At 56.4% G+C, this 12,110-nt stretch carries 10 protein-coding genes and 1 tRNA gene; 7 read left to right on the forward strand and 4 right to left on the reverse strand.

The genetic code is table 11. The annotated features are described in order from the left end of the window. Positions 1-34: 34 nt before the first annotated feature. The 5 genes from rpsA (at position 35) to pyrF (ending at position 4,432) form a co-directional block, all read left to right on the forward strand. A complete protein-coding gene (gene rpsA, locus K0B93_RS00800) occupies positions 35-1,726 on the forward strand; it encodes a 30S ribosomal protein S1 (RefSeq protein WP_219865376.1) in 1,692 nt (563 codons plus the stop codon). 134 nt (positions 1,727-1,860) lie between these two features. Beyond that, the gene (locus tag K0B93_RS00805) at positions 1,861-2,157 is read left to right on the forward strand and encodes an integration host factor subunit beta (protein WP_008172061.1); all 297 of its coding nucleotides are present in this window, start codon (positions 1,861-1,863) and stop codon (positions 2,155-2,157) included. A gap of 63 nt (positions 2,158-2,220) precedes the next feature. Further along, entirely contained in the window at positions 2,221-2,523 is a 303-nt protein-coding gene (locus K0B93_RS00810) for a LapA family protein (RefSeq protein ID WP_219865925.1), read from the forward strand. Beyond that, positions 2,523-3,692, forward strand: a complete 1,170-nt coding sequence (lapB, locus tag K0B93_RS00815; RefSeq protein WP_219865377.1) for a lipopolysaccharide assembly protein LapB — start codon at positions 2,523-2,525, stop codon at positions 3,690-3,692. Before K0B93_RS00810 ends, lapB begins: the two co-directional genes overlap by 1 nt. Before the next feature lie 29 nt (positions 3,693-3,721). Beyond that, a complete protein-coding gene (gene pyrF, locus K0B93_RS00820) occupies positions 3,722-4,432 on the forward strand; it encodes an orotidine-5'-phosphate decarboxylase (protein WP_219865378.1) in 711 nt (236 codons plus the stop codon). A 68-nt stretch (positions 4,433-4,500) separates the two neighbouring features. On the opposite strand, the gene K0B93_RS00825 is transcribed toward pyrF, so the two are convergent. Both K0B93_RS00825 and K0B93_RS00830 read right to left on the reverse strand, forming a co-directional pair. Then, positions 4,501-4,576: transfer RNA gene (locus K0B93_RS00825), tRNA-Asn, on the reverse strand. A gap of 70 nt (positions 4,577-4,646) precedes the next feature. Next, positions 4,647-5,831, reverse strand: coding sequence for a pyridoxal phosphate-dependent aminotransferase (locus K0B93_RS00830; RefSeq protein WP_219865379.1), 1,185 nt, complete (start codon positions 5,829-5,831; stop codon positions 4,647-4,649). 199 nt (positions 5,832-6,030) lie between these two features. Between K0B93_RS00830 and uvrB the strand changes: the two genes are divergently transcribed. Next, positions 6,031-8,088, forward strand: coding sequence for an excinuclease ABC subunit UvrB (gene uvrB / locus K0B93_RS00835; RefSeq protein ID WP_219865380.1), 2,058 nt, complete (start codon positions 6,031-6,033; stop codon positions 8,086-8,088). Here the strand turns inward: uvrB and K0B93_RS00840 are convergent, their stop codons facing one another. Then, the gene (locus K0B93_RS00840; RefSeq protein ID WP_219865381.1) at positions 8,089-9,207 is read right to left on the reverse strand and encodes a GNAT family N-acetyltransferase/peptidase C39 family protein; all 1,119 of its coding nucleotides are present in this window, start codon (positions 9,205-9,207) and stop codon (positions 8,089-8,091) included. A gap of 201 nt (positions 9,208-9,408) precedes the next feature. On the opposite strand from K0B93_RS00840, the gene K0B93_RS00845 reads away from it, so the two are divergent. Next, positions 9,409-10,908 (forward strand): RimK family protein, encoded by a 1,500-nt coding sequence (locus K0B93_RS00845; protein WP_219865382.1) that lies wholly within the window; start codon positions 9,409-9,411, stop codon positions 10,906-10,908. An 18-nt stretch (positions 10,909-10,926) separates the two neighbouring features. Here the strand turns inward: K0B93_RS00845 and K0B93_RS00850 are convergent, their stop codons facing one another. Further along, entirely contained in the window at positions 10,927-12,087 is a 1,161-nt protein-coding gene (locus tag K0B93_RS00850; protein WP_219865383.1) for a cation diffusion facilitator family transporter, read from the reverse strand. Between the last annotated feature and the right edge of the window lie 23 nt (positions 12,088-12,110).

Genomic DNA, 12,110 nt, shown 5'->3' on the forward strand with positions numbered 1-12,110 from the left:
GGAGTAAACTTGCGTTGATCACATAGGACACATAATGAGCGAGAGCTTTGCGGATCTTTTTGAAGAAAGCCTAAAAGAAATTGACATGCAACCGGGTTCCATCGTCCAGGGAACCGTAGTTGACGTCGACAGCGACTGGGTCACCGTTAACGCCGGACTGAAGTCCGAAGGCGTTATCCCCGCCTCCCAGTTCCTCAACGAAAAAGGCGAGTTGGAAGTTGCTATCGGCGACGTTGTCGATGTAGCTCTCGATGCTGTTGAAGACGGCTTCGGGGAAACCCGTCTGTCTCGTGAGAAGGCCAAGCGTGCCGAAGCTTGGAAGGTTCTTGAGAAGTCCTTCGAAGCGGAAGAGGTTGTCAAGGGTATTATCAACGGTAAGGTCAAGGGTGGTTTCACCGTCGATCTGGCCGGCATCCGCGCCTTCCTACCCGGCTCTCTGGTAGATGTTCGTCCGGTTCGCGATACCGCGCATCTGGAGAACAAAGAACTCGAGTTCAAGGTTATCAAGCTGGACCAGAAGCGTAACAACGTGGTTGTTTCCCGCCGCGCCGTTCTGGAAGCTGAAAACAGCGCCGAGCGTGAAGCTCTGCTGGAAACCTTGACCGAAGGTCTGGAAATCAAAGGTATCGTCAAGAACCTGACCGACTACGGCGCGTTCGTAGATCTGGGCGGGGTTGACGGCCTGCTGCACATCACGGACATGGCTTGGAAGCGCATCAAGCATCCGAGCGAAATCGTGAATGTGGGCGATGAGATCAACGTTAAGGTCCTGAAGTTCGACCGTGAGCGTAACCGTGTATCACTGGGTCTGAAGCAACTGGGTGAAGATCCCTGGGTTGATATCAAGGGTCGCTATCCGGAAGGTACCAAGGTTACCGCACACGTAACCAACCTGACCGATTACGGCTGCTTCGCAGAGCTGGAAGAGGGTGTTGAGGGTCTGGTCCACGTTTCCGAAATGGATTGGACCAACAAGAACATCCATCCGTCGAAAGTCGTCCAGGTTGGCGACGAAGTGGAAGTGATGATTCTGGATATCGACGAGGAGCGTCGTCGTATTTCTCTGGGTATCAAGCAGTGCGTTTCCAACCCGTGGGAAGATTTCTCCAGCAACTTCAACAAGGGCGACCGTATCTCCGGTAAGATCAAGTCAATCACTGACTTCGGTATCTTTATCGGCCTGGACGGTGGCATCGACGGTCTGGTTCACCTGTCTGACATCAGCTGGAACGAGACTGGCGAAGAAGCGGTTCGTGAATACAAGAAGGGTGATGAGGTTGAAACCGTTATCCTGTCTGTTGATCCGGAGCGCGAGCGCATTTCCCTCGGTATCAAGCAGCTCGAGAGCGACCCGTTCGCCGAGTTTGTACAGCTGAACGACAAGGGCTCCATCGTGAAGGGCACCGTGTCTGCTGTTGATGCCAAGGCTGCGACCATTGCCCTGAATGACGAAGTCGAAGCCGTACTGAAGGCGTCTGAAATCAGCCGTGACCGTGTTGAAGATGCACGCAACGCGCTGAAGGAAGGCGAAGAAGTCGAAGCGAAGATTATCAGCATCGACCGCAAGAACCGCATCATCAACCTGTCAGTGAAGTCCAAGGACGTTGAGGACGACAAGCAGGCACTTGAGGGTGTGCGGGCCAAAGCGGCTGAAACTTCTGGTGCGACCACTATTGGTGATCTCATCAAGGAGCAGATGCAGCAGCAGAACGCCAACAAAGATTAATATCTCAAGTTGGTAAGAAAAAAACGGGCTCTAAGAGCCCGTTTTTTTTGTGTTTTTTTTTGGTTTGGCTAAACTGGTAGTCATGAGAGTCCGGTAATCGACGGTCGAATAATAATGAAAGAGGGAAACGCCTCATGACGAAGTCCGAACTGGTCGAGCTGATCGCGTCCAAGCAAACTCAGCTCTCCGTTAAAGATGTAGAATTGGCTGTGAAGACCATCATTGAGCACATGTCTCAATCCCTTGCCGATGGTCAGAGAATTGAAATCCGGGGCTTTGGCAGTTTTTCCCTGCATCACAGGGCTGCTCGCACCGGCCGTAACCCCAAGACCGGAGAAGCGGTTCAGTTACCCGCCAAGTACGTGCCCCATTTCAAGCCGGGCAAAGAGTTGCGGGAACAGGTTAACGACAGTCTGAAAAAAGGCTTCTGACGCCGGATCGGGGAACGGGTATAATTCGGGCTTTTCCGAAGCCCATCAGGGAGCGCTATGGCTATGGCAGGATTGCAGAAAATTCTTATTATTCTGTTGGTACTGGTCCTTATCCTGCTAGCACTCGTGTTTTCGCTCAATAATCAGGTGGCTGTTTCGCTCAATTTTCTGTTGTTCGAAACCCAGCCCCACGGGGTGGCTGTCTGGATTATCATGGCATTTGTGATCGGCGCTCTGGTTGGAGTGCTGATCGCGATGCTGGCAACTGTTCGTAACTCGGTTTCCCGGCGAACTCTTCAGAAACGACTTGATCGTGCCGAGCAGGCATTGGAGAAATCCAGGGCCCAGAACGACCGGACTCTTTAATGGATATAGTGCTTCAGTGGCTGCTGCTCACCGCAGCGGTCGCGGCTGGCTGGGTAGCCGGCAGGCTAGGCAGCAATGGCCGCAGGACCAGAAAAACCATCTCCGACGAAGAGTCGGTGCGCGATCGTCTTCAGTTTCTGTTTACCAATTACTCCGACCAGGCCGTGGAAAATTTTGTTCAGTCCCTCGCGGTGAACAAGGATACGGTCAGTCTGCACCTCTCTATTGGCAGTCACTTCCGCCTTAAAGGCGAGACCGAGCGCGCAATCCTGATTCATCAGAATCTACTGGCCCGGCCAGAATTACCCACCCGCTTTTCACCCCAGGTAACTCTCGAATTGGCCAAGGACTATCTGAACGCCGGCCTTCTGGACCGGGCGGAAGCCTTGTTGCAACAATTGATGGGAGACCGAGACTACGGCCGCAAATCCGCCCAGCAGTTGATTGAGGTCTATCAGCAGGAAAAGGAATGGGGGAAGGCCGCTGACGTGGCACGGGCGCTGACTAAAGGCGATGCCGATCCGGCGATGTTCAAGATGCTTGCTTACATTACCTGCGAATTGGCAGAAGAGTCGCTGCGGCGTGACGACCGCTGGGCGGCGCAGAAACTGGCGAAGGAAGCCCTGGATTACGATCATTCCTGTGTCAGGGCAACCCTGATACTGATGAAGCTGCAAGTTCGCCAGGGCAGTTTCCGGGAGGCGGCTAACCAGAGCCTGAAGGTCTTCGACCAGAATCCGGAGTTTGGCCCGGAGGCGGTTGACCGCCTGATGCGGTTGGAAAATGAGCACGGCGATGTTGGTCGCCTTGGTAAAAAGCTGCGCAAGCTCTACGAAAGCTATCCCAGTACGAGCCTGCTTCTGGCGCTGGTTGAATCGGTGGAACGTTCCTCTGGCCGACCGGCAGCCATTGATTTGTTAAGGCAGGAGCTCGAGACGCGCCCCAGTGTCAGGGGCTTGCTCCGGCTGGTGGAGATGGCCGGATACGAAAAAGGCATGACCACGGACGAAGGCCGGCTGGTCAGTCGGATTGGTCATCTGATTCTCTCCAATCGCCCGGTTTACCGTTGCGCGAATTGCGGGTTCTCCGGTCAACAGCTGCACTGGCTGTGCCCGAGTTGCAAACAATGGGAAACCGTACGCCCGATCCAGGGCGTTGAAGCCGAATAACTTTTCTGACATTCCGCAGGACATTAAACGTGCAAGACGCTAACGATCCGAAAATTATCGTCGCGCTGGATTTTCCCTCCGAGAATCCGGCGCTTGAGCTGGTGGACAAGCTGGATCCCGCCAAATGCCGTCTGAAGGTGGGTAAGGAGCTATTTACCCGTTCTGGCCCCCAACTGGTTCAGAACCTGCAACGGCGGGGATTCGAAGTCTTCCTTGATCTGAAGTTTCATGATATCCCCAACACAACGTCTGCAGCGGTGGCGGCTGCGGCGGACCTGGGGGTGTGGATGGTCAACGTGCACGCCTCGGGTGGCGAAAAGATGATGACCGCCTGTCGCGAACGCCTGGAGTCTTTCGGTGCCGATCGCCCATTGCTGATTGCGGTAACGGTCCTGACCAGCATGAGCGCTGCAGACTTGGCAGGTATTGGCATTGTTGAATCGCCAGAGGCCCATGTGTCACGGCTTGCAACCCTGACCCGAAATTGTGGTCTTGACGGTGTCGTGTGCTCGGCTCAGGAAGCGCCGACTCTGAAGGCGGAGCAGGGCGCCGATTTCCGGCTGGTCACGCCGGGCATTCGGCCGCTGAGTGCGGCCAGAGGTGACCAGCAACGGATTATGACCCCGAGCGATGCGCTTCGGGCTGGCAGTGATTACTTGGTGATTGGTCGGCCGATTACCCAGGCGTCTGATCCACTGGCGGCGCTGGAGGCGATACATCAGGAGGTGGCGACTCTCTGAGTCGCTTTGCCTTCGGCCAGAAATGAAAAAAGCCGCTGATTCCAGAAATCAGCGGCTTTTTTGAATAGTGGCTCCCCGAGCTGGGCTCGAACCAGCGACAAACGGATTAACAGTCCGTTGCTCTACCAACTGAGCTATCGGGGAACGTCGTCGTGTGACGAGGCGCGTATATTAAGTTGGCAATACGCCCCCGTCAACCCCTGGTCGGAACTTTTTAGCCAAGTGCTTTTTGAAGGCGCTCGATGGCCTTTTTCAGGTTTTCCATGCTGGTGGCGAAGCTCAGGCGCATGTGGCCCGGGCAACCAAAGGCGGAGCCTGGAACCAGTGCCACGCCGGCGTCAGTCAGCAGCTTTTCGGCAAATTCCACGTCGGTGCTGACGCCTGAATCGGCGTCGATGGCGCCGTGGAAGCTCGGGAACACGTAGAAGGTGCCGTCGCCATTCAGGCACTCAACGCCCGGCAGTTTGTTCAGAGCCTCAACCAGCCAGTCGTGGCGCTCCTTGAATGCCTTGACCATGTCGCCAACGCAGCCCTGGTCCCCATCAAGCGCAGCCTGTGCCGCCGCCTGGGAGATGGAGGCCGGGTTAGAGGTGCTCTGTGACTGGATTTTTTTCATGGCACCGATAATTTTGGCCGGGCCCGCCGCGTAACCGATGCGCCAGCCTGTCATGGAGTAGGCCTTGGATACGCCGTTGAGCACGAAGGTGCGATCGTACAGCTCCGGGGTGGCGTTCAGGATGTTGCAGAACGGCTTGCCAGTCCAGAGGATCGGTTCGTACATGTCATCGGTCGCGATCATGATGTTCGGGTGCTTTTTCAGAACTTCGCCAATCGCCTGTAGCTCTTCCAGGGTATAGGCCATACCGCTCGGGTTGGACGGACTGTTGATCACGAACAGACGGGTGCGCTCGGTGATGGCGTTTTCCAGCTGCTCAGGCGTAATCTTGAATCGGGTTTCCGCGCCGGTTTCGATGATCACCGGCTTGCCCTCGGCAACCAGGACCATGTCTGGGTAGGATACCCAGTAGGGAGCCGGAATGATGGCTTCGTCACCCGGATTAAGAGTGGCAAGCGCCAGGTTGAAAAAGCTCTGTTTGCCTCCACTGGATACCAGTATCTGGTTGGCTTCGTAATCCAGGCCGTTGTCCCGTTTAAACTTCGCAATAATCGCTTTCTTCAGGGTCGGCGTACCATCCACAGCGGTATACTTTGTCTGGCCGTTGTTGATGGCTTCAATGGCTGCCTGTTTGATGTGATCGGGAGTGTCGAAGTCCGGCTCGCCTGCACCCAGGCCAATGATGTCCTGGCCAGCTGCGCGGAGTTCCGCGGCTTTGTTGGTGACTGCGAGGGTGGGAGAGGGCTTGATCGCCTGTACACGGCTGGAAAGTTGAAGGTCCAAACTTGCGCTCCTTAAAGCTGCGTCTGATAGGGCTGCGATCGGCCGGGACTCGGTGCTTAAGCCATGGAGCTGGCTGATTTTCGCCCAGCCGTCGATCGCACTGATGGTATCATGAAGCCGGCGTAACGCTAAATTTCTCGACGGTTCGGGCCTGCGCAAGGGCTGTGTCTGTCAAAAAACCGGAGGTTGTCCGCCTATTATGGCCAAAAACGAGTCCAGTGCTGACAAAGAGGGTGTGTTCAAGGTTGATTCGCCCTACAAGCCTGCTGGTGACCAGCCAAAGGCCATCGACGGTCTGGTAGATGGCATTCAGTCAGGTCTGGCGCACCAGACGTTGTTGGGGGTAACCGGCTCCGGCAAGACCTTTACCATAGCGAATGTCATTGAGCAGATTCAGCGCCCGACCATTGTGATGGCGCACAACAAGACGCTTGCCGCGCAGCTCTATGGCGAGTTCCGGGAGTTTTTCCCAAATAACGCCGTCGAGTACTTTGTTTCCTATTACGACTATTACCAGCCCGAGGCCTATGTGCCTTCGTCCGACACCTTCATCGAGAAGGATGCATCGATTAACGAGCACATCGAGCAGATGCGGCTGTCTGCGACCAAAGCCCTGCTGGAACGGCCGGATGCAATCATCGTGGCCACGGTTTCATCCATCTACGGTCTGGGTGACCCTCAATCCTATCTGAAGATGATGCTGCACCTTGACCGGGGCGACCAGATTGACCAGCGCTTAATCCTGCGTCGGCTGGCCGAACTTCAATACACCCGCAACGATATCGAGTTTCACCGGGCCAATTACCGGGTTCGTGGCGACGTGATTGACGTGTTTCCGGCAGAATCCGAAAAGGAGGCCATCCGGATCGAGCTGTTCGATGACGAGGTAGAAAACCTCAGTTACTTCGATCCGCTTACGGGCGAGGTCCTGCGCCGGGTTCCCCGGGTCACGATCTATCCGAAGTCGCACTACGTTACGCCCCGCCAGACCGTTCTGGATGCGGTGGAGAATATCCGGGTCGAACTCGACGAGCGCCTGCAGCAGTTACGCGACAACAATCGTCTGGTGGAGGCGCAGCGGCTCGAAGAGCGGACCCGCTATGACATCGAGATGATGATGGAGTTGGGCTACTGCAATGGTATCGAGAACTACTCGCGTTATCTGTCTGGACGCCGTCCCGGTGAAGCACCGCCGACTTTGTTTGATTACCTGCCACCCAATGCACTACTGGTGGTGGACGAGTCGCACGTGACCATCCCCCAGATTGGTGCTATGTACAAAGGCGACCGCTCGCGCAAGGAGACCCTCGTGGAGTATGGCTTTCGATTGCCGTCCGCGCTGGATAACCGGCCCATGCGATTCGATGAATGGGAACGTATCGCGCCCCAGATGATCTTTGTCTCGGCAACGCCGTCCAACTATGAGGCGGAGCATTCCGGGCAGGTTGTGGAGCAGGTGGTCCGGCCCACCGGTTTGCTGGATCCGGAGATCGAGATCCGGCCCGCGTCCACTCAGGTCGACGATTTGCTCTCGGAGATCCATTCCCGGGTGGCCATCAAGGAGCGCGTGTTGGTGACGACCCTGACCAAACGGATGGCTGAGGACCTTACCGATTTTCTCATGGAACACGACATTAAGGTTCGGTATCTCCACTCCGATATCGATACCGTCGAGCGGGTTGAGATCATCCGGGACCTTCGGCGTGGTGAGTTCGACGTTCTTGTCGGAATCAACCTGCTGCGGGAGGGCCTGGATATGCCGGAGGTGTCGCTGGTAGCCATTCTTGATGCGGACAAGGAAGGTTTCCTGCGGTCTGAACGGTCACTGATCCAGACCATTGGCCGGGCTGCGAGGAACATACATGGCAAGGCGATTCTGTATGGGGATCGGATTACAGGTTCCATGCAGAGAGCCATTGATGAAACCGAACGCCGGCGCGCCAAACAGACTGCACATAACGAAGAGCATGGGATTACGCCTCAGGGACTGAACAAGAAGATTGCCGATATCATGGAAGGCGCCGGTGGTGGCGGTCGAGGCCGCCGGAAGGGCGAGCGTCCGGGTCAGAAGGCTGCGGAGGAAGCGGAACGGTATCGGGCCAAGACTGGCAACAAGTCACCCGAAGAGGTGCTCAAAGAGGTGTCAAGACTCGAAGACGAGATGTACAAGGCCGCATCGGATCTGGATTTTGAGACTGCTGCACGGATCCGGGATGAGATTTCCGACCTGAAAGAAGCAGCTTTGCGTACCGGCTGATCAGTTGCCCCGTTTGGGGCCGACGATGACGGCCGCCTGAAGTGGTTGCAGACGGCCGTAACGGGACATCTTGTTGAAGATCCGGCGGTCGATGGGCAGATACTGCTTATCGGCCACGGTTTCGCCGGCCTCGACATCGATTTCCGGATCGTGCAGGTAGACGAACTGTTCGTCTATGGCGCAGACGGTCACCCAGTGAGGAACCCGGCTTCGATTCAGTTGCCAGGTGCTGATGAGGATGACCGGGATGCGGCCGTGCTGAAGAGCCTGCTCCATGCCCTCCAGCGTCAGAGGGTCGTGATGCAATTCAATTCCGGTCTGGCCGATGTCGTGCAGGAAGCCCTCGTGTACCAGTTCCAGTACCCGCTTCTTCTCCTCGCTCCTGACGGTGTCCTTGAACAGGGCGCCTTCCTTGCTGATCCAGGCGCTGGCCTGGAATCCCCGATTCCAGGCTGACAGTGCCAGTCCGTGGGGCCCGCAGCCCCCATGGCCGGCCAGCATGAAAATGGTGGTCGCTTCGCGCCAGAGTCTGAGTTCCTCCAGCGTGGTGACCGGTTGTTTTTCATCCAGTGCCGCCATGGCCATGATCAGTGCCGCGGGCCCGCATGAAAAATCCGTCGTTTGCGGGTAGTAGGGCACGGGGGAAAATTGCTTGGAGGGTTCGTAAAACAGAATGCGGCGTTCGAAGCGCAGGGCGTTGCCATGGTCCTCGTAATAATCCCGGTAAGTGCCGAACTGTCGGTAGCCCAGGCGCTTGTATAGATTGATTGCCGGATGGTTGTCCTCACGCACTTCCAGACGCATGATGATGCGACCGGCGTTGACCGCCTCACGTTCCGCCTCACGCACCAGTTTCTCGCCTGCACCCAGGCCCCGGGTTTTCGGTGAAACGGCGATCGAATATATGCGGGCAAGCCGGGTCGCTGCATTCATCAGGACCAGGCAATAACCCACCAGTGCATTATCGAGGGTCGCAACAATCAGACGGTCTCGCGGCATGTCGAGAAATCGACGGAAACTGCGCCGCGATATCCGGTCTTCAGAGAAGCACCGATTCTCCAGCTGAACTAGGTCGTCGAGATCGGTCTGTATGGCCTGTCTGATCTGGAGTAAGGACATTTTATCGGAGCCTTGGTGAGCGTCTTGGTGGGCAGGCCGGTGAACTTTCCTGGCGGCGCTATTATGAGCCAGAGCCGATGACTGAAAAATAGCTGAAGTATGCGTAAAAGCACGCATCAGCAAACGATTGTGCAGGTTTCGGCTCAAGCGTATTGTTGCCAAAAATAATCAGGGTCGAACCTTCAGGGAGGAGCGCCTTTAATGTCCCGTTTGCTCATAGTCGTCGATCGTGCGAAAGACTGGTCTCCTTATTACCCCAGTGAAGATGTCCTTACGTTCGATGAGTACCTCCAGTTCTCAGCGCCCGCGTCCAGCCGGGTGCGGGTTATCAATCTGTGCCAGAGTGCCCGTTACCTGAGCCGGGGTTACTATTGCTCCCTGCTGGCCGAAGCCCGTGGGCATCATGTGGTGCCGTCCGTGATGACGCTCAACGATCTGAGTCGGAAGGGGCTTTTTTCCCTGCAACTGGAGGAACTGGACGACAGCGTAGTGAACTGGCTGGAGGCTTCCGGTGCGGAGATTGATCCGGTCACGGATGCGCGTGAGGCCACCCATGAGGTGAGGATCCGAACCTATTTTGGCCAGGCGGCCCACGCGGAGCTGAAACCTGTTGCCCGCGCGCTGTTTGACCGGTTTCCGTGCCCGATCCTGGAAGTGGTCTTCAAGCGCCGAAAAGGCTGGCAGATCGAGTCGATGAAACCGGCGGCGCCGGCTGATCTGGATGAGCAGGAACAGGATGTCTTCGCGGAAGCCCTGGACCGGTTCAGCAGCATGGTCTGGCGCAAACCGCGCACCCGGCGTCGTTACCGTTATGACCTTGCGATTCTGGTCAATCCCGAGGAGGAGATGCCGCCCAGCGACAAGCTTGCTTTGAAGCGCTTCGAGAAGGCCGGACGCAAGCTCGGTATCAACGTGGAGCAGATTACCCGTCGCGATTACATGCGGCTGCCTGAATACGATGGCCTGTTTATCCGTGAGACTACGGCGATTGACCATCATACCTATCGGTTTGCCCGTAAGGCCGAAGCCGAAGGGATGGTGGTGATTGATGACCCGGTGTCCATCCTGAAATGCACCAACAAGGTTTTTTTGGCAGACCTGCTGAAAAACAACAAGGTGCCAACACCGAAGACACTGATTCTATCCCGGGACCACAAACAGTCGGTGGAGCAGATCATTTCGGAACTGGGCTTTCCTGTGGTCATCAAGATACCGGACGGTGCCTTTTCCCGAGGCGTCACCAAGGCCGAGGATGAGGTATCGCTGCGCGCAGGCCTGAAGACGCTGTTCAAGCAGTCTGCCCTGGTGCTGGCGCAGGAGTACCTGTATACCGATTACGACTGGCGGATTGGCGTTCTTGGGGGCAGGGCCATCTACGCCTGCAAGTACATGATGGTGAAGGGGCATTGGCAGATCTATCAGCACGGTGAGTCCAGCAGTGAAAGTGGCGACTTTGAAACCATGCCCACTTACGAGGTGCCGCGAAATGTCATTCAGGCGGCGCTGAACGCTACCCGGCTGATCGGCAACGGACTTTACGGGGTGGATATCAAGCAGTCCGGTAACCGTGTGGCAGTCATTGAGGTCAATGACAATCCCAGTATTGATGCAGGCGTGGAAGACCGCTTTCTCGGCGGAGAGCTCTACACGCTGATCATGCAGGAGTTTTTGTCGCGTATGGAGGACAACCGGCGTCGTTAGGCGCCGGTCTCCCGGTTTTTACTGGCCACTTACCCAGACCCTTACACTGCCAAACCAGCCGTAGTCGGCCAGTTCTTCGCGAATTCTGTCGGCAGAAAGTATGTCGCCATCGGCCGCGGTGTCGAAAAACAGCTCCAGGTATACCTTGTTCTTCAGATAGTGCAGCCGAAGGCGGGTGTTCGACGGCAGTTCGCCGACATGCCGGGACAGGACATTCAGGATCTCTTCGCGATTGGGGAGGCGTTCCGAGGTTTGGGGTTGATCCTCATCGTTTTCGGCGTCTATGTGGAAATTGATATCCCGTATGTTCTCAAGTGCGTGCCGCATGCCGCCAACGACCTGCATGCCGATCTGGTGGCCTTCGGAAACGCTGATATCCGGCCGAACGACCAGATGAATGTCGAGCAGGATGTCGTGCCCCATCCGGCGACTGCGCAGTTCATGGACATTCCTGACACCGTCGGTCTGGCGCGCAATATCCTTTAGCATGTCGGTGTCTTCCGGGGATAGGCCCGTGTCCACGAGCTCCTTGACGCTGTCCCAGGTGAACTTCCAGCCAATGTGAATAATAATGCCGGCAATGACAACCGCCGCGAGGACGTCCAGCCAGAGCATACCGGCCATGGCGCCGACGGTGGAAAACAGCACGACAACCGAGGAGAACGCATCGGTTCGGCTATGCCAGGCGTTGGCGATGATGAGGTCGGAGCGAATTTCCTTGCCAATCCGTCTGGTATAGCGATAGATCCATTCCTTGCTGACCACTGATAGCCCTGCCGCGACCAATACCGGCCAGCCGGGTACGATGTCCGCTTCGCCGTGAACCAGACGCAACGTATTCTCCCAGGCCAGCGCCGCGCCCACCGCAATCAGAATGCTGCCCAAAACCAGTGTGCCGAAGGTTTCGATACGCTGATGGCCGTAAGGATGGTCTTCGTCGGGCTCTTGTCTTGAGACCTTCATGACGGCAAGTACCACCAGGTCCGATGCGACGTCGCTGAATGAGTGAATACCGTCGACCAACAACGCCTGAGAATGAAAAAGGGTACCTGCAATAACCTTAATGACGCCCAGAACCGCATCGAGAATCATCCCAATGATAGTGACGCTGGTTGCGGCCTTCATTTCCATGGCGAGATTTTCACGACGGCCTTGCGCCGGCGAAACAGGCTCTTCCATCAGGTTGCTCCGGTAATAGGATG

Origin of the sequence: Marinobacter sp. F4218, assembly GCF_019443085.1 — a bacterium.
Classification (GTDB): Bacteria; Pseudomonadota; Gammaproteobacteria; order Pseudomonadales; family Oleiphilaceae; genus Marinobacter; species Marinobacter albus.